Origin of the sequence: Amycolatopsis nivea (assembly GCF_004522235.1) — a bacterium.
GTDB classification, from domain to species: Bacteria; Actinomycetota; Actinomycetes; order Mycobacteriales; family Pseudonocardiaceae; genus Amycolatopsis; species Amycolatopsis nivea.
This window is the reverse complement of record NZ_SDLT01000009.1, coordinates 159408-181095: the sequence shown is the minus strand read 5'-3', so window position 1 is coordinate 181095 and position 21688 is coordinate 159408. Positions and strand designations below refer to the sequence as shown.

Sequence of the window (21688 nt, the reverse complement as noted above, 5' to 3'; positions counted from 1 at the left end):
CGGCTCTGGGGCCGGCTCGTCCGTTTCTCGGACACCCCACCCCGATCCGTTGTCACCACAGGAGAATACAAACTATGGGCCCGGTGCAGACGCTGCACGAATTCGCGCTGAACCTGCTGAACGACCCGCAGTCGCTGGCGGAGTACAAGGCCGACCCGCAGGGGGTGCTGAACGGCGCCGGTCTGGGCGAGCTGAACCCCTCGGACGTGCAGGACATCATGCCGCTGGTCATGGACAGCGCCCCGCTGCCCGCCGCTCCCGCCGTCCCGGCCGCCCCCGCGGTGCCGGGCGTCCCGGCCGCGCCGAGCATCCCGGCCGTGCCGGGCGTGCCCGCCGCGCCGAGCGTTCCGTCGGCTGACCTGGGCGGTGCCTTCGACCAGGCGAACTCCGCCGCCGAGCCGGTGGCGCACCAGGTCGGCGACGGCCTCGGCGGTCTCGCCGGCGCCCTGCCGAACCTCAGCCCGGTCTTCGAGGGCGTCAGCAACGTCGCGGACGCGACCGGCCTGAACACCGTCACCCACGGCGCGCTGGGCGCGGTCTCCGGCGTGCTGGACCACGTCGCCGAGGCGACCCACTCGGTGCCGGTCGTCGGCCCGATCGTCGACGCCGCCGCGATCGACACGCAGAACACCGTCAACGCGGTGGGCGAGCACGTCTTCGACGGCAAGCTCGTCGGCTCCGCGGTGGACGCGACCACCAACCACCTCGGCGACGCGCTGACCTGGAAGGCCGTCGTGGCCGAGTCCGGCAAGCTCCCGGTCGTAGGCGGCCCGGTCAGCGGCATCGTCGAGGACGTCCGCCAGGGCGGCTCGCACCTGCTGGGCACCGTCAACGAGGCGATCGGCTCGACCCCGGTCGGCGTCCACGAGGACAGCCTCCGCGCGGACCTGACCCAGGCGACCGGCGACCTGACCCAGGCCGGCGACCTGTCCGGCACGCTGGACCACACGACCGGCGCGGTTCCGGGCCTCCCGGCCGTCCCGGCGGTGCCGGGTGCGGGCGAGCTGCCGCAGGTGCCCGGTGTCGGTTCGCTGCCGCAGGTCCCGGGTGTCGGTTCGCTTCCGGCCGTGCCGGGCGCGGGCGAGCTGCCGCAGGTTCCGGGCGTCGGCGCGCTGCCGGCCGCCCCGTCGGTCCCGGGCGTCGGCGAGCTGCCGCACGCTCCGGCGCTGCCGGCCGCCCCGAACGCGGGTTCGCTGACCCACGCCATCGAGGGCGCGACCGCCCACGCGCCGGCCGTCAACGCGGCTGCGCACCACGTCACGAACACCGTTCAGGACGCCGTCGAGACCGGCACCCAGCACGCGACGACCGGCGAACTGCCGGACGCCTCGCACGCCGCGCCGGTGCTCAACGAGGTCCAGAACCACCTGCACGACGTGGCGGGCGGCCTCGAGTCGCACGCGAGCAACGTGCACCTGGACAGCCTGCACCTGGGTCACTGATCCTGGCGCGTTAAGGGTTTTCCCGCCGCGGGCTCGGACCGGTCACGGTCCGGGCCCGCGGTGTTTTCTGTGCCGGGCAGCAGGGACAGCACCAGTTCGCGATCCCGGAAGAGGCCGCCGGTGGGAGCACCGGCCGGCAACGTCGCGGCCCACACCACGCTGCGGGCGCTTTCGCTCGCCGGGCGAGCCGTGTCCTCGTCACCGCGTTCGGGATGGGTGGCGGTTTCTCCCGGATCGACGGCGTTGACGAGGATCGGGGTGTCCCGCAGCGCCGAGGCGAGTACGCCAGTCAGAGTGTTCAGCGCGTGCTTGGCGAAGGAATGCGCTGGCGCGCGGAGGCTCGCGCCGAGGTCGAGCCCGGTGGAGATCTGCAGCGCGGAAACGCTGGAAACATTGACGATCCGGGCGGCCGGAGCGGCTTTCAGCGAAGGAAGCAGCAACTGCGTCAACTGCCACGGGCCGAGCACGTCGATGTTCAATGCGGACTGGACGGCGGACAGATCGACGTCGAGTGCGGACAGCGTCGCGAAGTCGACGACGTCGCTGGCATTGTTGATCAACACGTCGAGGTGGCCGAAGGTTTCGGCCACCCAATCGGCGGCGGCGGTCATGGTGGCGAGATCGGCGAGGTCGAGCCGCAATGCGGTGGCGTTCGGGAGTTGTGCGGCAAGGGATTCGGCGCGGGCGAGGTCCCGGGCGGTGAGGACGACGTGGTAGTCCTGCTCGGCCAGAAGCCGGGCGATGGCGAAACCGAGGCCGGCTGCGCGGCTGGTTCCGGTGATCAGGGCGGTTTTCGACACTGCGTCGCTCGTTTCAGTGGGCGGTGTGTTTCGGGAGGAATCCGACGAGGGCCAGCGCCCCGAGGTAGAGACCGGCGCAGAGGCCGAAAACCAGTTCAGCGGCAGGGATCCAGGACGGTGCGGCGGCCGGTCCGACACGGGCGAAGAAGACCGTGCCGAGCACGGCGACACCGATGGCTCCGGCGAATTGCTGGGCGGCGTTGAGCATTCCGGAACCGCTGCCGACTTCTTCGGGCGTCGCGTCGCCGAGGATGAAATCGAACAGCGGGATGAACAACAGCCCGGAACCGGCGCCGGTGACGAAGAGGGCGGGGGCGAGCTGCCAGATGGTGATGGCGGCACCCCAGTGCGCGATCGACCACCACAGGGCGAGCAAGCCGACAACCGCGATGGCCAGTCCTAAGTGGAGGGACGCGCGCCCGAGTTTCGCGGCGAGCACCGCGCCGGACAGCAGGGTCGCGATCGCGGTGCCGGCGGCCCAGGGAAGCAGGGCGAACCCGGATTGCAGGGGCGTCCAGCCGAGACCGGACTGCAGCAGCAGGTTCACGACGAGCACGAAGCCGCTGAGCGAGGCGTAAAACCCGCCGGTGATCAGCAGTCCGAACACGAAACCGCGCTTGGCGAACAGGGACGGCGCGATGACCGGGTGGCTGCTGCGGCGTTCCGACCTGGCGAAGAGGACGAAGGCGACGACACCGGCGGCCATGAGCACGTACGTCCAAGCAGGCCAGCCGAGTTCGCGGCCTTGGATGAGCGGGACGATGAGCAGCGCTGACGCGGCGGTGAGCAGGCCGACGCCGCGCAGGTCGAGGCGGACGCCGCGGTCCTCGCCGCTGTGTCGCGGCAGCACGCGCAGGGCGAGCAGTCCGGCGAGGATGCCGAACGGGACGTTGATCAGGAAAATCGAGCGCCATTCGCTGCCGAACAGGTTCAGGTGCAGCAGCCAGCCGGCGAGGATCGGCCCGGCGACGGTGGCCAGGCCCATGATCGGGCCGAACGGCATCAGGGCTTTGCGCAGCTGATCGGGCGGGAAGACGACCTTCACCAGCGCGATGCCCTGCGGGATCATCGCCGCGCCGAACAGGCCCTGGAACACGCGGGCCCCGATCAGGAACCCGGGGCCGGGGGCGAGGCCGCAGGCCAGCGACGCGAGGGTGAAGCCGGTCATGCCGAGCAGGAACAGCCTGCGCCTGCCGAGCAGGTCGCCGAGGCGGCCGGACGTCACGAGGCCGAGCGCGAACGCCGCGGTGTAGGCCGACAGCACCCACTGCAGGGTCATCGGCCCGCCGCCCAGGTCAGCGCGGATCGAGGGGCCGGCGAGGGCGGCGACGCTGGTGTCGATGAGGTCCATCAGATCGGCGATCACGACGACCGCCAGCACGAGCCACGCCTGGACCAGCGGAAGCGGCTCGGCGCGCGTTGACGAACAAAGTTCAGTAGTCACGAACTAAGTTCTAAATGACGAACTAAGTTCGTGTCAAGCTATAGTGACTGCATGCCCGCTGCCCCCCGAGAGCGCCGCGCCGCCCGGCACGCGTCCGCCGAGGCCCCGCCGAAACCGCGGAAAGAACCCATCACGGTCGACCGGATCACCGACGCCGCGCTGCAGGTCGTCGCCACCGAGGGCTACGACGCGCTGACCGTCCGCCGGGTCACCGCCGTGCTCGGCACCGGACCGTCCTCGCTGTACGCGCACATCGTCAGCAAAGAGGACCTCGACGATCTGCTCATCGGCAGGCTCTGCGCGCAGATCGACCTGCCCGAACCGGACCCGGCGAAGTGGCGGCAGCAGGTCCTGGACGTCTACGGGCAGATCCGCGACCTGTACCTGAAGTACCCCGGCGTCTCCCGCGCCGCGCTGGCGATGGTGCCGACGCATCTGGAAACGCTGCGGGTCAGCGAAGGGATTTTCGCGATCCTGCTGGCCGGCGGCATCGAACCGCAGACCGCCGCGTGGGCGCTGGACTCGCTCACGCTCTACGTCACCGCGTACGCCTGGGAGCGGTCGCTCGTCCAGCAACGGCAGCAGCACGGCGGCGAGTGGGTGCTCAGCCAGGAGGAGTTGATGGAGCGGTTCAGCGGGCTGTCGGAGGAGAAGTTCCCGCACACCCGGCGGTACGCGGCGGAGCTGACGTCTGGTGCCGGGCATGACCGGTTTGCCTTCATGGTCAACCTGATCACGCAGAATCTGGCAAGCGGGGCGCCGGAAGGTGCGTGAGGGTTCCCCTCACGAACCTCGCGGGCTGCTTGGCGCGGCTGGGGTTAGCGGGGTTCCGGGATCGCCGGGTCGCAGCAGCCGGTCATCCGGGGCAGTTCGCGGTTGACCTCGGCCAGTTCGGCGGCGACCGCGTGGCATTGCCCGCACACCGCGAGGTGTCCGGCGAGGACTCCGGCCCGGCGGGCGGGCAGGGTGCCGCGCAGCCACGCGCCCATCCGGCGGCGGACTTCTTGGCACTGCGGCAATTCCGCGTCCGGCACCTGGACTTGCAGGTACGCCTGCCGCAGTCCCTCGCGGGCGCGGCGGGCGAGCACCGCGACGCCGTTCGGGGAAACGCCGAGCACCGGCGCGAGTTCCGCCGGGGTGTTGCCCTCGGCGGACATCCGCCACAACACCGTGCGCCAGCGGCCGGGCAGGGTTCGGTACGCCGACCACACCAGCCGGTCTTCGGAGCGCATGACTGCGAGTTCGTCAGCGCCACCGTCAAGAGTTACGGGTTCCGGAACCGTGGCATAGAGATCGATGCGGTTTTCGTGGCGGCTCCACCGGGCGAAGAGATTTCGCATGGTGGCCACGAGATACGCGGGCGCGTTCGATTCCGGGCCGCCGCCCGCCGCGACCGTGCTGAGCACGCGGGCGAAGGCTTCGGCGACGAGATCGTCGCGTTCGGCTTGCTGGCGCACCAAACCGGCGGCGACGCGGCGCATCAGCGTGACGTGCCGCCGGAACAATTCCCCGCCGGCCTGGCAATCTCCGGCGCGCACGGCGGCGAGGAGCTCGGCGTCGGTGCGCTCGTCCTCGTCCTCCTCGGTGACCAGCGTGCTGCCCAGTGTCGCGTCCACCGTGCACCTCCCACCGGACCGGCCCACACCTCGTCACGCGGGACTACTGAAAGTAACTGGTACAGCAGTGTACTCCATATGCCGCCGAGGATCCGGCACTCGGTCGCGCGATTCCGCGCCGGTTGCCGCTGTCAGCCGAACGGGGAAGTCCTGGCCGTTCAAGGGCATTTCGTTCGGCCGCCGACTGTCCGAAGTGGACTATTGACGGACGGTCAGGAGGGTTTTCCGGCCAATTCGGTGAAATAGGGTGCCGTGGCCGGGTGGTAGTCGGCGAAGTCCGGCTTCGGTGTGCCGTCGTCGCGCCTGGGGACTCCAAAAGCAGTGCCATCCTCCAGGCGTCGGATTCGTCGGTGGCCGAAACAGTCAGTCGCCGCGACGGTCGAGCCGCTGCTGTCAGGCGGGCGGGGCGAGAAGCTGGGTGAGCCAGGCGGTGAGTTCGGCGAAGCCCCGCGGGTCGAGGGCGTAAAACCGTTGCCTGCCCACGAGTTCGTCGCGCACCAGCCCGCTTTCCCGCAGTACGCGCAGATGCCGCGACACCGCCGGGCGGCTGATGGCGAAGCGCGCGGCGATTTTCCCGGCAGGCAGGCGCTGGTGTTGCAGAAGCGCCAGGATGTCCCGCCGCACCGGGTCGGCGATCGCGCTGGCGGCCAGGTCCACGGCGGAAGCGTAACCCAGCAGTTACGCGTCCGGCTCACGGCCAGGTCGACGCGCCGCCGCGGCGTTTGCGGACCGCTTTCCCGGTGCCGGGCGGGAAACCGTGCTTGGTGAGCCGGACCTCGGCGAGTTCGTCGGCGCTGGTGACGGTGAGGAACAGGCTCAGCAGCAGGCTGATCAGCAGCGCGGCGACGATCATCCCGGCGGGCATCGGCGTGACCAGGGTGAGGACGACGTAGCCGGCGATCAGCCAAGGCAGCGCCTCGGCGAAGATCCGGAACGCGAAGCGCAGCACCCAGGTCTTCGCGGTCGCGTCGTACAGCACCCACTCGCGGTACTCCTCGGGGAGTACCCCGCCGTAGACGTAGTGCAGCCAGCGCACCGGGCCGGGTCGCTTCATCCCCGCCGGGTACCCCGGGCTCAGGCGGGATACGCCCCGAGCTTGGCCGGGTTCATCAGCCAGAACACGCGGTGGATGCCCTCCTCCGACGCCGTCGCGGTGAGCACCGCGGTGACGGTTCCGCCGTGGCTCACCACCGCCGCGGGCTGGCCGTTGGCATCGCTCCAGCGGACCTCGGCGCCGGCCCAGAACCGGTCGGCGAACGCGCGGACGTACTTCGCCACCGTGACCGCGCCGACCACCGGAATCCGCGTCGCGCGGACCGCGCCGCCGCCGTCGGAGTAGCTGACGACGTCCTCGGCGAGCAGTTTCTCCAGCGTCGCCAGGTCGCCGGAGCGCGCGGCGTCCACGAACGCGGTGAGCAGCCGCCGCTGTTCCGCTGGTTCGACGGGCGCCCGGCGTTCCGCGGCGAGGTGCTTGCGCGCCCGGCTGACCAGCTGGCGCGCGCTCACCTCGGTGGTCTGCACGATGTCGGCGATCTGCTGGTACGGGTAATCGAACGCCTCGCGCAGCACGTACGCCGCCCGTTCCGTCGCAGGGAGCTTTTCCAGCAGGAACAGCACGGCGACCTCGAGCGCGGCGGCCCGCTCGGCGCCGAGCTGCGGGTCTGCCGAGGTATCGACGGGTTCGGGCAGCCACGGGCCGACGTAGGTTTCGTGCCGGGCGCGCGCGGTCTGGCTCGCGGTGATGGCCAGCCGGGTCGTGGTGGTGGCGAGGAACGCGCCCGGGTTGCGGACGGCCGAACGGTCGCAGGTCTGCCAGCGCAGCCAGACGTCCTGCAAGAGGTCCTCGGCGTCGGCGACGCTGCCGAGCATCCGGTAGGCGATCCCGAACAGCCGCGGCCGGACCTGCGCGAACACCGAGGCGGCCTCGGCGATTTCCTCCATCGGCGGCGCGTTCCTTCCTGTTCCGGCGGGCATTCGCGAGCTTAGCGGGCCGGGGTGTCACAAATCGGCGCGCTGTCCGGTCCTGACTGGCGACGCTCGCGGCGGCCGCCGCGGCGGGAACGGAGGGAACGAGCATGAAGATCGTCGTCATCGGCGGAACCGGGCGGATCGGCTCGCAGGTCGTGGGGCTGCTCGAGGGGCACGAGGTCGTCGCCGCCGCGCCGAGCACCGGCGTGAACGCCTTGACCGGCGAGGGGCTGTCCGGCGCGCTGCGGGGTGCCGACGTGCTGGTGGACGTGTCGAACTCGCCGTCGTTCGCGGACGACGACGTGATGGAGTTCTTCCGGCGTTCGACCGGGAATCTGGTCAAGGCGGCGAGTGAAGCCGGGGTGGGGCATTTCGTCGCGCTGTCCGTCGTGGGCGCCGACGAGCTGCCGGATTCCGGGTACCTGCGGGCGAAGGTCGCGCAGGAGAAGCTGATCCAGGACAGCGGGCTGGACTACACGATCGTGCGCGCGACGCAGTTCCTGGAGTTCGCGGTCGCGATCGCGGACACCTCGACGGTCGACGGCGTGGTGCGGCTCTCCGACGGCGGCACGCAGCCGATCGCGGCGGAGGACGTCGCGGTGGCGGTCGCGCGGGCCGCGGGCGAGCCTGCGGCCGGCGGGATCGTCGAGATCGGCGGACCGGACGTGCTGCCGATGGACGAGTGGATCCGGCGGGTGCTGACCGCGCGGAAGGACCCGCGCGAGGTGGTGACCGACCCGGCCGCGAAGTACTTCGGGACGGTGCTGGGCAAGGACAGCCTGGTGCCCGCGGAAGGCGCGTGGCGGGGGAGGGTCGGGCTGGCGGAGTGGCTGGGCCGGTGAACGGCGATCCCGGTTCTCGCCGGGATCGCCGCTCGCGAGTTACGAAAGCTGGCCGTCGTAATCCGGGAGTTTGAAGCCTTTTTCGTAGTCCCCGGCTTCGAGGTCGGTGGACCGGTTGCCGATGTTCGCCGTGATTGTGTAGCCCTGGTCGGTCAGGTCCGCGCGGCAGCGTTGCTTGCCTTCCGCGGTGTGCTCGCCGGATTTGCGGGTGCAGATCGCGTCGATCGGATAGCCCGCATCGGCCAGCTGCGTGCGCGCCGAGGAAGAACTGGTCCGCGCGGTCACGAAGAGGACGGACACGTGGTGCTCGCCTGCCCATTGCGCGACCGCGAGCACCGGCCGGTTCGGTTCGCCGGGGTGGTATTCGGTTTCCAGCGACGTGTTGTCGATGTCCAGCACGATCGCCAGCCCGGACCCGCCCTGCGCGACCCGGTCGGTCAGCCACGGAATGGCCGGATCGACGGCTTCGCGCACGTCGGCCTGCCATTGGTCGTAGCTGGGCAAGTCGGCTGGCGCGGCCGAGGCGGTGGCAGGCGCGGCGATCAGCCCGGCGACGGCGAGAATGGCGGCGCAGGCGGTTTTGACGTTCATCGGCGCGTTTTCTCCTTAGCGTGGCGGAAAGTGCCGTCGAGCACGCTAATCGCGCGGGGGATTCCGGTGTACCGTCGTTCGTCGGTGAATATTTCGTTCGCGGAGGAGAATTCGCGGTCCGTTCACCGGGAGCTGCGGGGGATTTTTCCGCCGCGATTCGGGGTGATGATTGTCGACGCGGGTTGACAATCATCACCCCGAATCCGCCGTTATCCGGCGATGGTGTCCAATTCGGCCAAGGCGTCCGCGGGCAGTTCCAGTTCGCCCGCCGCCACGTTCTCGCGCAGGTGCGCGACCGACGACGTGCCGGGGATCAGCAGGATGTTCGGCGACTGGTGCAGCAGCCAGGCCAGCGCGACCGCCTTCGGGCTGGCGCCGAGCCGGGCGGCGACGTCGTCCAGCGTCGAGGACTGCAGCGGGCTGAACCCGCCGAGAGGCCAGAACGGGACGTAGGAAATCCCTTGGGCGGCAAGGGATTCGATCAGCTTCTCGTCCCCGCGGTGCGCCACGTTGTACCAGTTCTGCACGGTGACCACCGGCGCGATCGACTGCGCCTCGGCCACCTGCTCGGCGTCGACCACGCTCACGCCGAGTTCCTTGATCTTGCCTTCCTGGCGCATTTCGGCGAGCGCGCCGAACGGCTCGGCCAGCGAACCCGGCACCGGCGAGTGACCGTCCGGTCCGCCGCCGACGCGCAGGTTCACCACGTCGAGCGCCTCGACGCCGAGGTTGCGCAGGTTCGACTCCACCTGGTCGCGCAATTGCGCGGGCGAACGCTCGTGGATCCAGCCGCCCTGGTCGTCGCGCACCGCGCCGACCTTGGTGACGATCTGCAGCCCGTCATAGGGCGCGAGCGCTTCGCGGAGCAGTTCGTTCGTGACGTGCGGCCCGTAGAAGTCAGCCGTGTCGATGTGGTTCACGCCCAGCTCGACGGCCGTGCGCAGGACCGCGAGCGCCTCGTCGCGGTCGCTCGGCGGCCCGAACACGCCGGGTCCGGCGAGCTGCATCGCGCCGTATCCCAGGCGGGCGACGGTGCGCCCGGCCAACGTGAACGTCCCGCCGGGGAGGTTGTCGGTCAATGTTCCGCCCTTCTTTCCTCGCCGCGCCGGTGCCGTCGCGGCTGCCGTCCATGGTGCGGCCGGTCGCGCGGCGCGGCCAGTACCCCTCGGTCCTGGGAGTGTCAGGGCCAGGCTCGCGGGACAGCCGGTCGGTAATTTGGTATACCATCAGCATGGCTTCTCTCACTGTGACCGGCGTGCGCCCGTGGGGCGGCGAGCCGGCCGACCTCGTCCTCGACGGCGACCGCATCTCCGACGTCCGGCCCGCGGGTTCCGCCCCGGTCGAGGGCGAGCGGATCGACGGCGCGGGGCTGCTCGCGCTGCCCGGGTTCGTCAACTCGCACGCGCACGTCGACAAGAGCTGGTGGGGCAAGCCGTGGGTCTCCTATGGCGGCGTCGCGAGCACCGAAGGCCGCATCGCGCACGAGCGGGCCGAACGGGACGCGCTCGGCATCCCGAGCGTCGAAATCGCCGAGACGGTGCTGCGCGAATTCCTGCGGCACGGCACCACCGCGGCGCGCAGCCATGTGGACGTCGACCTGGGGCTCGGCCTGCGCGGGATCGAGATCGTGCAGGAGGCCGCGGAACGACTGGGCGGCGCGGTGGAGGTCGAGATCGTGGCCTTCCCGCAGGACGGCGTGCTGCGGCGGCCGGGTGTGCTCAAACTGCTCGACGAGGCCGCGGCGGCGGGCGCGGGGCGGATCGGCGGCCTCGACCCGGCGGGCATCGACCGCGACCCGGTCGGCCAGCTCGACGGACTGTTCGAGATCGCCGAACGCCGCGGCGTGGGCCTCGACATCCACCTGCACGACGGCGGTGAGCTGGGCGCGTTCCAGTACGAGCTGATCGCGGACCGGACCGTGCGCACCGGGCTGCAGGGCAAGGTCACCGTGTCGCACGGCTTCGCGCTCGGCGAGGTTCCCCCGGCGCGACAGGCGGCGCTGCTCGACCGGATCGCCGAGGCAGGCATCTCGCTGGCGACGGTCGCGCCGGTGCGGGTGGCGCCGCTGCCGTGGGCTGAGCTGTCCGCGCGCGAGATCCCGGTCGGCCTCGGCACGGACGGGATCCGCGACCTGTGGTCCCCGTACGGCGACGGCGACATCCTGCAGATCGCGCTCGGTTTCGCTCGCTTGCACGGCTTGCGGAGGGACGAGGATCTGACGGCGGCGGTGGAGCTGGCGACGCGGCGGGCGGCGTCGTTCGTGGGCCGGGAGCGGCATGATCTGGTGCCGGGTTGCCGGGCGGATGTGGTGCTGGTGGCGGCGGAGAACGTGCCGGACGCGTTGATGCGGGTGCCGGTGCGGTCGTGGGTGATCGCTGGTGGCCGGGTGGTGGCGCGGGAGGGCGAGGTGCTCGTCTGAGCAGTTAGTCCGATGCTCCAGTCGAGCGCGGATTTTTCCGCATCCTGAGACGAACTTTTGCTCCCGCCGCGGCGATACCTTCCCGGGATGGACAAGCTCGACGCTCTCCGCAGGCGGCTGGAGCAGGACCTTCCCGCGCTGCTGGACCACCACCGAGTCCCCGCCGCGGTGATCGCGGTCGCGGTCGGCGAGGAGACCGCCGCCGCGGCCGCCGGGGTGCTGAATCTCGGCACTGGCGTCACCGCCACGGCTGATTCGGTATTCCAAATCGGTTCGATCACCAAGGTGTGGACCGCCACTCTCGTCCTGCAGCTCGCGGACGAGGGCCTGGTCGATCTCGACGCTCCCGTCCGGAACTACCTCCCCGGCCTCAAACTGGGCGACGCGGCCATCACCGTGCGCCAGTTGCTCAGCCACACCGCCGGGTTCGAGGGCGATCTCTTCACCGACACCGGTCCCGGCGACGACGCGGTGGAGAAGTTCGTCGAAACCCTCGACGGCGTCGCCCAGCTGTTCCCGCCCGGAGAGTTGTTCTCCTACAACAACGCCGGGTACGTCGTCCTCGGGCGGCTGGTGGAAGTGTTGCGCGGCAAGCATTACGAGGACTGCCTTCGCGAATACCTCGCCGCCCCGCTGAAGCTCCAGCAGTTCTGTCCGAACGCCCTCGACGCGATCCGCTTCCGTGCCGCGATCGGGCATCTCGAACCCGAGCCGGGCGCGGACCTTGTGCCCGCGCCGTTCTGGTCGATGCTGCGGTCCAACGGACCGGCCGGGTCGTCGCTCGCGATGTCCGCGGCGGATTTGCTCGCCTTCGGCCGCATGCACCTTGCGGGCGGCGCTGGGGTATTGAGCGCGGAGAGCACCGCGGCCATGCTGCAGCGGCAGGTCGGCCTTCCGCCGCTCGGCATCATGGGCGACGCCTGGGGCCTCGGCTGGGAGCTGTTCGACACCCCGACCGGCCAGGTTTACGGCCACGACGGCAACACCGTCGGCCAGGCGGCGTTCCTGCGGCTGGTGCCGGAAAGCGACCTCGTCGTGGCGTTGCTGACCAACGGCGGCGACGCGATGAGCCTGTACGCCGACCTCGTTCCGGCGCTGCTCAAGGAATTCGGGGGCGTCGAGGTGTCGCTGCCGCCCCGTCCGCCCGCCGAGCCGGAGCCGTTCGCCGCCGACCGGTATCTCGGCACCTACGCCAGCACGGTCGCCGATCTCGTGGTCTCCCAGGACGACGACGGCCGGGTCTGGCTAGAGCAACGTCCTAAAGGGACAGCCGCGGAACTGAGCGCCGCCAGCAAATCCGAACTGGTCTTTCTCGAGGGCGACACGCTGATCCTCCGCGAGGCGCAGGGCGGAATCTATCTGCCGCTGGTCTTCCTTGGCGACGACGGTTCGGGCCGCGCGCGATACGTCCATTCGGGGAGGGCGACCCGTCGCGCCGGGTGACCGGACGGCTTTGCCCGAACTGAACGATCCGGAGGCCGTTCCCGGGTAAGGTTTTACCTCGTGGCCGCTGATCTGGGGTGGAATACGGGGCAGACGCGCATCCACGCTGCCGACGGCCGCCTCCTCGGCGCCGGCGTGCTGATCGGCGGCCGGTACGTCCTGACCTGCTCCCGGGCGGCCCGCGACGAAACCGTTTTCCGGGTCGGATCGGCGGGTTCCGCGGCGCTGGCCGGGCTGGTCCCGCCGCTCGCGGGCGCGCGCGGCGACCTGGCGCTGCTCGAACTGGACACTCCGGTGATCGGCGGCGCGACGCTCCGGCGGAAGGTCGGATCCGGGCGGGAAGTCCGGATCCACAGCCTTCCGCTCCGCCTCGGCTACGGCATTTGGGTGCGTGCCACCACCGGTGCGGCCGACGGCGAACGGGTGCCGCTCACTCTGCTGGAGGGCGGCGTCGACCCGGACCTGTCCGGCTGTCCGGCGTTCGACCGCACCACCGGGCGGCTGCTCGGCATCGTGGTGGTCGACACCGCGGTGCGGCTGGTTCCGGCGGACACCGTGCTGGCGTACTTCCCGCAGCTGCGCGAATGGGTGACCGACGATTCGGTGATCGAGGACCGGCTCGACGAACTCCTCGTCCGCACCGGCAGCCGGCCCGCGCCCGGGGACCTCCGGGTCGCGCTGCCGAAAGCGACGCCGCCGGACCCGTTCGGAGCTGTGCTGCCCGACGCGGCACTGCCGGAACGGCACCGGTTCTGCGGGGAATGCGGCAATCCGGTGGGCCGAGGCGAGGCCGGGCGGCCCGGCCGGGTGCGCGGCTACTGCGTGCATTGCGGCACGCCGTTCACCTTCCTGCCGACGCTGGAACAGGGCACGGTCGTCGTCGGCCGGTACCGGGTGCTCGGGTGCATCGCGCACGGCGGGTTCAGCTGGATCTACCTCGCCCGCGACGAGGCCGAAGGCGGCCGGTTCGTGGTGCTCAAAACCCTGGTCGGCGAACGGGACCGCGGCGGCGCGCTGGCCGCCGCGCAGTCCGCTGTCGTCCCGCAGCTGCTGGAACTGGACCATCCGAACGTCGTCCGCACCCTCGCGCACGTCGAACACCCGGACCCGGAAACCGGCAGGCCCAGTGGGTATCTGGTGATGGAGTACGTGCGCGGCATTTCGCTGCGGTCGGTCCTCCAGCGCGCGAAGCGGCTGCGTCCGGAGCATGTCGCCGCATACGGGCTGCAGCTGCTCGAGGCGGTCGGGTACCTGCACGCTCGGGGATTGCTGTACGTCGATGTGAAACCGGACAACGTGTTGCAGGACGGCGATCGGATCACGCTCGTCGACCTCGGCTCGGTACGGCGGCAGAACGACCGGGACAGCGCGATCGTCGGCACGCCGGGCTACCAGCCGCCGCGGTCCGAGCTGGACCGGGAAGGCATCAGCGTCCGGTCGGATCTCTACTCGGTCGGCCGCACCCTGGAAGAGCTGCTGCGGGCGTGTTCCGGGTCGTACGGCGGCCTTGGCCGGGAAATGCTGCAGGTGCTGATCGACCGGGCCACGGCAAGTTACGAGGACCGGTTCGCCACCGCCTACGACATGGCCGAACAGCTGCGCGGGGTGCTGCGGCAGCTGCTCAGCCAGCGCACGCGTGTGCCGCGCCCGGTCGTGTCACGGGTGTTCGCCGAACCTCGCGAGCTCGCCGCGGCGGGGCTCGGGGTTCCGGAGTGGGAAGCCTGGGGGCCGGAACCGCCGTTGCGCGCGGACGATCGCCTTCGGGACGACGACGTGCGGGCCGCCTTGCCCATGGCTCTCTTCACCGCATCCGAGGAGGTCTCGGCGGCCTGGCGCAGCGCTGCGATCCTGCTGGACGCGGGCTCGCTGGACGACGCCGAGAACCAGTACCGGGAGTGCGCGCGGCTGGTGCCGGGCGAGCTGGCACCGTTGCTGGCGCTGGGTTTCTGCGCCGAACTGCGAGGGTTGGCGGCGGCCGCGGCGCGCTACTACGAAGCGGTGTGGGTGTGCGACCGGTCCATGGTCGCGGCGGCGTTCGGGCTTGCCCGGATCCGGCTCGGGCAGGGTGATCGGGTCGGTGCCGCCGCGGCTTTGGACGAAGTACCCGCGGCGTCGGGCTTGGCGGCTCGGATCGGCGCGGTGCGGGCGCTCGCCGCGCTCGTGCCAGGTGAGACGGAACTGCCGAGCCTCGACGAAGCCGCTGCCGCGTGGTCCCGGCTCGGCGACCTGAACCTGGACGAGGACGCGCAGAGCCGGCTCACTGCGGTGGTCGGGGAAACGCTGCTGCGGCTGGCCGCCGAGAATCCCGCAGCTGCCACCCGGTTTCCTGACTTGCGCCAGGTGAAGCACGACCTCGCGCAGGTCTACTGGGAGCAGGCGAACCCGGCGTGGCCAGCGCTGCGGGACCACGCGGGACGGGTGCGCGGCCTCGAGGTGCCGCGACCGGTCTCGGCCGCACAGCCGAAAGTCGTGGTGCACTACCCCCGTTACCTGCCGTCGCGCACCTCCAGCACGACCGTGAAGGTGACGGTCACGGCTGGCTCCGGCGGCGGTCCGATGCGGCTGTTCGTGCGCGATTCGCCGGGTTGTGTGGTGTACCGGGTCAGCCAGCTGGCTCCGCGAGAGTTGCAGAAACCCTTGCCGCAGCGGCGAATCAGCGAGGAAGGGCTCGATCTCGGGCAGTGGACGGCAGGGGAAACCAGGGAGTACGCGCTGAGCTTGCTCGTGCCGTCGGGGTTGGCGATCGAGCGGGACCATCAGCTGGTCGCGATGTGGGCGCAGCAGGGCTCGGTGCAGTCGGAGGCGGAGACCGTTTCCGTGCGGCTGACCGATGATCCGGCGCATCTCGCCCAAGCGCCGGTCGGTCCGCACCTGGGCCTCGGGGCTGCCGTGGATGCCGCGCTTTCCGCGTACCGCAACGGAAACCTGAGTGCCACGCTGGACGCGCTGGGTTCGGCGGCGGCGTTGGCGACCGCGCAGGGCAACGAGGCGGTGCTGGGCCGGTTGCGGTTGCTGGTGGACGTCGTCGACGCGGAGAGCGGGCTGGTCAGCCTGCACGGACCGCTGGCTGGGGAAGAGTTTCTTTCGGAGCGGATTTCGGTGACGTTGCCGCCGCCGGTCACTGCTGATGCCGCGAAGCCCGTTGAGGACATCCAGCTCGAAGGGCCGCAAGCGCCGGTTTACGGCACGGTGCTCAGCGCGCGGGTCGACTCGCGCCGGATTGACTCGCGCCGGGTCGATTCCCGGCGCGTCGACTCCCGTCGGGTGGATTCCCGGCGCGTGGATTCCCGCCGGGCGGATTCGCGGCCCGCTACCTGGCGCACCGGCCGGACCGGGTATCCCGTGCCGGGCGAGGTTTCGGGGCTGCCGCCGTTCTCCTCCCGGCGGGTGCTCTGGGCGGGCAGACGGCCGCCGGACGCGAGACCGCCGGACGACGGCCCGCCGCCGGGACCGGGCCTGCTGGAGGCGACCGTCGAATGCCGGTCTGACGATCCGGTGGTTGTCGGGCGGGCGGTGCGGGTCGCGGTTTCGGTGCGGCGCAAGGAACCCGCGAGCGCGCCGGCTGGTGTCGTGCGCGTCCGGGTGCTGCTCGACGCCGCGCCCGGGGCGGCCCAGCCGATGTCGCGGGTCGGCTGGATCACCGGCGACCGGCTGCGCGAGCCGGCGGAGTTCGACGTCGTCCCGGTCGCGCCGGGGCCGCTGCGGCTGGTGTTCCGGATCTACCGCGAGCACGACGCCCAGCTGCTCCTGGAAATCGCGGCCGCGCTGCCGGTGGAGGTGCCGTCATGACCCGTCAGCTGAGCGCCGAGGTGACCGTCGACAACACCGCCGGGCTGAGCCGCGTCGCGGTGCCGCCGTACAACCGGGCGCGGACGGTCAACCTGCGGTTCCTTGAGTTCCCTGGGGTGCCGGGGCTTCTCGCGCAAGCGTGGGGCAGCGCGTTCCCGGAGGACGGCGGCGGCGGGTACCAGGGCCGGATCGCGCACAGTCTCGGCGAGCTGAACTCCCGGATCGACATCCTCCGCGAAACCTGGCAGCGGCACGTCGTGGACGTCGCCGAGCGGACCGAGCGCGGGCCGCGCCGCCACCCGTTCGCCGACGGCTGGGACCTGTCGCAACGGCCGGAACTGTTGCGCCGCGCCGGTTTCGCGCTCGCGGACGCCGGCTACCTGATGTACCGGCTGCTGTTCGCCGGTCCGGATCGCGGGCTGCAGCGGATCCGGGCGCTGCTGGAACTGGCGCTCGCCGAGGGCGAGAACGTGATCAGCATCGAATCGGACAGCCTGATCGTGCCGTGGGGCATGCTGTACACCTCGCCGCGGCGGCCGGACGAGTACCCGGACGACGAGAACTGGTCGCTCGCCGGGTTCTGGGGCTACCGGCACGTCGTGGAGCACACCTTCTCCCGGGTCGACGACTTCGACGCGCGGATCACCGTGGACGGCGGCAAACCGGTCGTCGGGCTCAACGTCGACCACGGCGTGGACCGGCAATTCCCGGACACGCCCTACATCGCGCCGGTGGTCGACTTCTTCCACGGCCGGGCCGAAGTCGTGCTGCGGCCGGACAAGAGAACGCTCGCCGCGCATTTCCGCAGCCGCGATTTCGCCGACCACGTCACGTATTTCGGCTGCCACGGCAAGGTAAGCGGATCCGGCGGGCTGATCGAACAGCCGTATCTGAAACTCGGCGACGGCGAACGGATCTACGGCACCGATCTGACCGCGTGGCTGGAGGAAGCGCCGCTGCCGACGAAGCCGTTCGTGTACATCGGGGCGTGCCAGGGCGGACAGGTGACGTCGGCGTTCTACTCGGCCTTCGGCAAAGCGTTGCTGGGCAACGGCGGACGCTGCCTGATCGGCCCGCAGATCGACCTGCCGCCCGCGTTCGCGTGCGAGTATTCGCGGCGGTTGTTCACCGAATTCATCGATACGGGCGCGAAACTGGGCGATATCGTGCGCTCGCTGGCGCGGGCGTTCGCCGACGAACACCACAATCCGCTCGGGCTGATGTTTTCGCTGTACCGCGGGATCGACGTGCATCTGTGGCAGGAAGGGCGACCGTGACCGAACCGGTGATCCTGGACCTCGACGAGCGCGGTGATTTCGTGGATCCGGAAACCGGCGAGCCGGTGCCCGCCGAGGCGGTGCCGCGTTTGCTGGCCCGGTGGCTGGAGGTTCCGGCGACGGCGACCGACATCGTCGTGTTCGTGCACGGCTGGCAGAACAACCGGGAGACGGCGGACCGGCGGGCGCGGCAGTTCTTCGGGCTGCTGGAGGAACGGCACGCGGCTGGGTCTTACGAAGGACTCGGTGCGTGGCAAGGGTTTTACGTCATGGTGCGGTGGCCGTCGATGAGCAACCCGTTCCTGACCGGGTACCGGCGGATCCGCGACCGGGCGCATGCGATGACCACCGACGGGCGGGCCGCGGAGGCGCTCGGGCAGTTGCTTGGATATCTGAATGCGGAACGCCAATTGCCCGGCAGCGCGCCGAGTTTGCGGACCGTCACCGGGCAGTACCTGCATTGTGTCGGCCATTCCTTCGGCGGCCGGTTCGTCGTGGAAGCGGTGCAGGCGGCGGCGGGCGACGGTCCGCCGGTTCTCGGGTGGGATCGGGCTGACCCGCGTTATCCGTACACTGTGGACACTCTGTTGGTGTTCCAGATGGCGGCGCGGCCGGACATCTTCACGAACCGGTTCGCTCCGGTGCTGCGTGCCGCGCCGATCAACGGGCCGGTCGTGCTGACCCGGTCGCGGTTTGACCGGGCGACCGGGTTGTGGCACCGGTTGGCGGAGGGCGTGCGAGGGATCGGGAACGTCGGGGTGAAAGCTCCGGCCGACGAGGTCGCGAACACGGTGCTGCACAAGGTATCGGCGGAGTACTCACGGTCCGAAATGGACCGGCGGATCGTCAACGTCGAGTCGGGGTGGCGGTTCCGGCGCGGGCGGTGGTGGAATCCAGCCGGGGCGCATTCGGACATCTGGTACCCGGAGTCGGCGCATTTGCTGCTGTCGCTGGCCGAACTGGCCCGCTGAACGGGACTCGGCAGTCCGAGGCAGACCGCCGAGCCCCGAAAGCGTTCAGTAACCGTAGTGCAGCCAAACGGCCTTCGTCTCGGTGTACGCGTCCAGCGCCCACGGACCCATTTCGCGGCCCCAGCCCGACGCCTTGTATCCACCCCACGGGGCGGCCATGTCCGGGATCGGCGGCATGTTCACGAACACCGCGCCCGCGCGAATCCCGTCCGCATAGCGTTGCGCGGTACGGATGTCGCGGGTCCACACGGTCGCGGCGAGGCCGTACTGCGTGTCGTTCGCGCGCGCGACCAGCTCGTCCGGGTCGTCGTACGGCGTCACCGCCAGCACCGGGCCGAAGATCTCCTCGCGCATGATCGTCATCGAGTCGGTGACGCCCGCGAAGAGCGTCGGCTGGTAGAAGTAGCCGTCGCGGTCGACTTCCGAGCCGCCGGTGATCAGGTCCGCGCCTTCGGAACGGCCGGTCGCCACCAGGTTCGCGACGTGCCTGCGGTGCTTGTCCGACACGAGCGGCCCGACCTGGGTCGTCTCCTCCAAACCGGGGCCGACCTGCAGACCCGCCAGCCCGGCGGCCATTTTCTCCACGAACTCCTGCTCGCGCTTGCGGTCGACGTAGAACCGCGTGTACGCCGCGCAGACCTGCCCGGTGTTCAGCGTCGCGCCGGCGAGGTTGCCCGCAACGGCGGCGTCCAGGTCGGCGTCGGCGGCGATGATGCTCGGGGCCTTGCCGCCGAGTTCGAGGGTGAGCCGCTTGAGGTTGGACTCCGCGCTCGCCGCCGTGATCAGCTTCCCGACCGCGGTGGAACCGGTGTAGGAAACGTGGTCGACGTCGTGGTGCGAACTCAGCAGCGCGCCCACCGGGCCGTCGCCGGTGACCAGGTTGACGACGCCCGCTGGGATACCAGCCTGCTCGGCCAGCTGTACCAGCCGGATGCTGGTCAGCGGGGTGACCTCGCTCGGCTTGATCACCACGGTGTTGCCGGTGGCGAGCGCGGGCGCGAGCTTCCACACGAGGATCATCAGCGGGAAGTTCCACGGCGTGATCAGCGCGTTCACGCCGACCGGCTCGCGGCGCGTGTAGTGCAGGGTGTCGGGGAACGAAACCGGGTTCGTGGTGCCCTGGATTTTCGTCACCCAGCCGGCGAAGTACCGCAGGTGCTCGGCCGCGCCGGTGACGCTCACCTGGCGCGAGATGCCGATCGGCTGGCCCTGGTCGCGGGTTTCCAGCGCGGCGAGTTCCTCGTGGTGCTCGTCGACGAGGTCGGCGAGGCGGAACAGCAGTTTCGCGCGCTGCACCGGCGCGAGCCCGGCCCACTCCGGCGAGGTCAGCGCGCGGCGTGCGGCGGCGACCGCGGCGTCGACGTCGGCCCGCGTCGCCGTCCCGACGTCTTCGAGAACCGTGCCGGTGGCCGGATCGCGGGTCGGGATGGGCTCCCCGCCGGCCTCGGTCCACTGACCGTCGATGAACAGGCGTGTCGCCATGGTGCTCCCTAGTCCCGGTCTTCTGGTCGCTCCCGAGTATCGGCGCGCGGCGGGCGGGCGGTCTTGTCCGCGAGGGCACGCCCGTTGTCGGCGAGTGAAGACAATTCCGGGCGCGGCCGGGGGACCGGCCAGGATCAGGACATGGACGTGATCGTGGTGGGTGCGGGTTCGGCGGGCTCGGTGGTGTGCCGGCGGCTGGTCGACGCGGGCGCGAAGGTGACGCTGCTGGAGGCGGGCGGACCGGACACGAACGCGGCGATCCACGACCCGTCGCGCGCGGGGGAACTGTGGCACGCCGCCGAGGACTGGGACTACTACACGGTGCCGCAGCCGCACGCCGGGAACCGCAGGCTGCACCTGCCGCGCGGCAAGGTGCTCGGCGGCTCGCATTCGCTGAACGCGATGATCTGGGTCCGCGGCGCGGCGGCGGACTACGACGGCTGGGGCCTGCCCGGCTGGACCTGGGACGACGTGCGCCCGGTGTACGAGCGGATCGAACGTGACCTGCTCGACCTCGAACAGCACGATCCGCTGCAGCCGATCCAGCAGTCCATTGTGGACGCAGCGCAGGAGATCGGCCTGCCGTTCAACGACAATTACAACGGCGGCACCCTCGACGGCGTCTCCGTGCAGCAAGTCACCATGTCCGGCGGACGGCGGCGCAACACCTGGCTCTGCTACGCCGAACCGGTCGCCAGCCAGATGACCGTCCACACTGGCGCGCTGGTGCATCGCGTGCTTTTCGAGGGCGACCGCTGCATCGGCGTGCTGGCGGAGGTCGACGGCAAACTGGAGTCGCGGTTCGCCGACCAAGTCGTGCTCGCCGCCGGTGCCCTCGCGTCCCCGGCGATCCTGCTGCGCAGCGGAATCGGCCCGGCTGACGACGTCGCGGCGCTGGGCTTGGACGTCGTCGCGGATCTGCCAGGGGTCGGCGAGAACCTGCACGATCACCTGCTGTCGCCGGTCATCTTCGCCACCGACCGGCGCGCGGTCGCGCCGCCGCAGACCGGGCTTTCGGTGACGCAGACGCATCTGTTCTGGCGCAGCCGCCCGGGCCTGGCGGTGCCGGACACGCAGCCGATCCACTTCAGCGTGCCGATGTACGAACCGTGGATGACCGGTCCGGCGACCGGGTTCTCGCTGATGGCGGGCATGATCACGCCGCACAGCCGGGGAACGCTGCGGCTGCGCAGCACGGATCCGGCCGAGATGCCGCTGATCGACCTGGCCGCGCTGGCACACCCGGCGGACTTCGAAAGCCTGGTCGCGTCGGTGGAACAGTGCCGGTTGATCGGAGGCGCCCCGGCACTGGCCGAGGAATGGGGCGCGCGGGAGCTGTACCCGGGACCGGCGGATATCCGGGAGTACGTCCGGCGAACGGCGATCACGTATCACCACCAGGTGGGCACGTGCCGGATGGGAACCGACGAGCTGGCGGTGACTGATCCGGCGCTGGCGGTGCGCGGAGTGTCCGGGCTGAGGGTCGCGGACGCTTCGGTGCTGCCGCGGGTGATCAGCGGGAACACGAACGCACCCGCGGTGCTGATGGGGGAGCGGGTGGCGGAGTTTCTGCTGGCGTAAATCGCGCGCGGGCGTCAGAAGGC

General features: G+C 70.7%; 18 protein-coding genes. 9 read left to right on the top strand and 9 right to left on the bottom strand.

The features are described from left to right. The first annotated feature begins 74 nt into the window (after window positions 1–74). On the top strand, window positions 75–1442 hold the full coding sequence (locus EIZ44_RS13655; protein ID WP_205673136.1) for an IniB N-terminal domain-containing protein: 1368 nt from the start codon (window positions 75–77) through the stop codon (window positions 1440–1442). On the opposite strand, the gene EIZ44_RS13650 is transcribed toward EIZ44_RS13655, so the two are convergent. Further along, entirely contained in the window at window positions 1436–2242 is an 807-nt protein-coding gene (locus EIZ44_RS13650; RefSeq protein ID WP_134728897.1) for an SDR family NAD(P)-dependent oxidoreductase, read from the bottom strand. The two genes, EIZ44_RS13655 and EIZ44_RS13650, sit on opposite strands and share 7 nt — an antisense overlap. A gap of 13 nt (window positions 2243–2255) precedes the next feature. Further along, window positions 2256–3686, bottom strand: a complete 1431-nt coding sequence (locus EIZ44_RS13645) for an MFS transporter (protein ID WP_240691288.1) — start codon at window positions 3684–3686, stop codon at window positions 2256–2258. Window positions 3687–3737: 51 nt separating this feature from the next. Here EIZ44_RS13645 and EIZ44_RS13640 point away from each other — a divergent pair, with 51 nt between their 5' ends. Further along, window positions 3738–4460, top strand: coding sequence for a TetR/AcrR family transcriptional regulator (locus tag EIZ44_RS13640; RefSeq protein WP_134728895.1), 723 nt, complete (start codon window positions 3738–3740; stop codon window positions 4458–4460). Window positions 4461–4504: 44 nt separating this feature from the next. Here EIZ44_RS13640 and EIZ44_RS13635 read toward each other — a convergent pair whose 3' ends face one another. From EIZ44_RS13635 to EIZ44_RS13620, 4 genes are all read right to left on the bottom strand, one after another. Next, window positions 4505–5302: a sigma-70 family RNA polymerase sigma factor gene (locus EIZ44_RS13635; protein WP_134728893.1), complete on the bottom strand. Its 798-nt coding sequence runs from the start codon at window positions 5300–5302 to the stop codon at window positions 4505–4507. 393 nt (window positions 5303–5695) lie between these two features. Beyond that, the gene (locus tag EIZ44_RS13630; RefSeq protein ID WP_240691287.1) at window positions 5696–5959 is read right to left on the bottom strand and encodes a metalloregulator ArsR/SmtB family transcription factor; all 264 of its coding nucleotides are present in this window, start codon (window positions 5957–5959) and stop codon (window positions 5696–5698) included. 34 nt (window positions 5960–5993) lie between these two features. After that, window positions 5994–6356: a DUF5313 family protein gene (locus EIZ44_RS13625; protein ID WP_037817763.1), complete on the bottom strand. Its 363-nt coding sequence runs from the start codon at window positions 6354–6356 to the stop codon at window positions 5994–5996. A 20-nt stretch (window positions 6357–6376) separates the two neighbouring features. Then, window positions 6377–7243: an RNA polymerase sigma-70 factor gene (locus EIZ44_RS13620; protein WP_134664956.1), complete on the bottom strand. Its 867-nt coding sequence runs from the start codon at window positions 7241–7243 to the stop codon at window positions 6377–6379. A 134-nt stretch (window positions 7244–7377) separates the two neighbouring features. On the opposite strand from EIZ44_RS13620, the gene EIZ44_RS13615 reads away from it, so the two are divergent. Beyond that, complete coding sequence (locus EIZ44_RS13615) at window positions 7378–8112, top strand: SDR family oxidoreductase (RefSeq protein ID WP_134728891.1); 735 nt, start codon at window positions 7378–7380, stop codon at window positions 8110–8112. Window positions 8113–8151: 39 nt separating this feature from the next. Here EIZ44_RS13615 and EIZ44_RS13610 read toward each other — a convergent pair whose 3' ends face one another. Beyond that, the gene (locus tag EIZ44_RS13610) at window positions 8152–8703 is read right to left on the bottom strand and encodes an HAD family acid phosphatase (RefSeq protein WP_134728889.1); all 552 of its coding nucleotides are present in this window, start codon (window positions 8701–8703) and stop codon (window positions 8152–8154) included. A 209-nt stretch (window positions 8704–8912) separates the two neighbouring features. Next, window positions 8913–9782 carry an oxidoreductase gene (locus EIZ44_RS13605; protein WP_037817769.1) on the bottom strand — a complete coding sequence of 290 codons (870 nt, stop codon included), beginning with the start codon at window positions 9780–9782 and terminating at the stop codon, window positions 8913–8915. A 152-nt stretch (window positions 9783–9934) separates the two neighbouring features. Here EIZ44_RS13605 and EIZ44_RS13600 point away from each other — a divergent pair, with 152 nt between their 5' ends. The 5 genes from EIZ44_RS13600 (at window position 9935) to EIZ44_RS13580 (ending at window position 18602) form a co-directional block, all read left to right on the top strand. Further along, on the top strand, window positions 9935–11122 hold the full coding sequence (locus tag EIZ44_RS13600) for an amidohydrolase (protein ID WP_134728887.1): 1188 nt from the start codon (window positions 9935–9937) through the stop codon (window positions 11120–11122). Window positions 11123–11209: 87 nt separating this feature from the next. After that, window positions 11210–12565 (top strand): serine hydrolase domain-containing protein, encoded by a 1356-nt coding sequence (locus EIZ44_RS13595; RefSeq protein WP_134728885.1) that lies wholly within the window; start codon window positions 11210–11212, stop codon window positions 12563–12565. 60 nt (window positions 12566–12625) lie between these two features. Beyond that, window positions 12626–16354: a serine/threonine-protein kinase gene (locus tag EIZ44_RS13590; protein WP_134728883.1), complete on the top strand. Its 3729-nt coding sequence runs from the start codon at window positions 12626–12628 to the stop codon at window positions 16352–16354. Then, the gene (locus EIZ44_RS13585) at window positions 16351–17631 is read left to right on the top strand and encodes a hypothetical protein (protein ID WP_134728881.1); all 1281 of its coding nucleotides are present in this window, start codon (window positions 16351–16353) and stop codon (window positions 17629–17631) included. The genes EIZ44_RS13590 and EIZ44_RS13585 overlap by 4 nt, the downstream gene beginning before the upstream one ends. Then, a complete protein-coding gene (locus EIZ44_RS13580) occupies window positions 17628–18602 on the top strand; it encodes an alpha/beta hydrolase (protein ID WP_134728879.1) in 975 nt (324 codons plus the stop codon). Before EIZ44_RS13585 ends, EIZ44_RS13580 begins: the two co-directional genes overlap by 4 nt. 45 nt (window positions 18603–18647) lie before the next feature. Here the strand turns inward: EIZ44_RS13580 and EIZ44_RS13575 are convergent, their stop codons facing one another. Further along, on the bottom strand, window positions 18648–20084 hold the full coding sequence (locus tag EIZ44_RS13575; RefSeq protein ID WP_037817773.1) for an aldehyde dehydrogenase family protein: 1437 nt from the start codon (window positions 20082–20084) through the stop codon (window positions 18648–18650). A 141-nt stretch (window positions 20085–20225) separates the two neighbouring features. On the opposite strand from EIZ44_RS13575, the gene EIZ44_RS13570 reads away from it, so the two are divergent. Further along, window positions 20226–21665, top strand: a complete 1440-nt coding sequence (locus tag EIZ44_RS13570; protein WP_134728877.1) for a GMC family oxidoreductase — start codon at window positions 20226–20228, stop codon at window positions 21663–21665. Window positions 21666–21688 lie beyond the last annotated feature (23 nt).